The sequence below is a fragment of the Limosilactobacillus portuensis genome, from assembly GCF_014838735.1.
GTDB lineage: Bacteria > Bacillota > Bacilli > Lactobacillales > Lactobacillaceae > Limosilactobacillus > Limosilactobacillus portuensis.
Genome location: NZ_JABUXQ010000113.1, coordinates 1 through 290 on the forward strand (window position 1 = coordinate 1; position 290 = coordinate 290).

Genomic DNA, 290 nt, shown 5'->3' on the forward strand with positions numbered 1-290 from the left:
GTATTGAAGTGGATGGCAAAAGTTATAAAGCAAACAAAGACAAATTCCTTTATTTAAATCCAGCAGCACTTTATAAAGAAGTCGATCGTAAACAGTTAGAACCTTATATGAAAGACAACTATATTAACTTTGTCGATTACTTTAACAGTGCACTCCATAAATCACATAAAAAGGTGAATGAAACACTTGTGCCAGAACATGAACAACGATTTGTAGAGCCGATTGTCGAACAGCCGATTTCAATGTTGTTTGATGACCGCGATCATTTACTCGGCTTTACATTTCCAATC

1 protein-coding gene is annotated in these 290 nt (G+C 35.2%); it reads left to right on the forward strand.

Going from position 1 to position 290, the window contains the following annotated elements; all coding sequences use genetic code 11:
* The coding region (locus HUK49_RS10790) for a hypothetical protein (RefSeq protein ID WP_413230887.1) at window positions 1–290 on the forward strand (290 nt) is incomplete at both ends.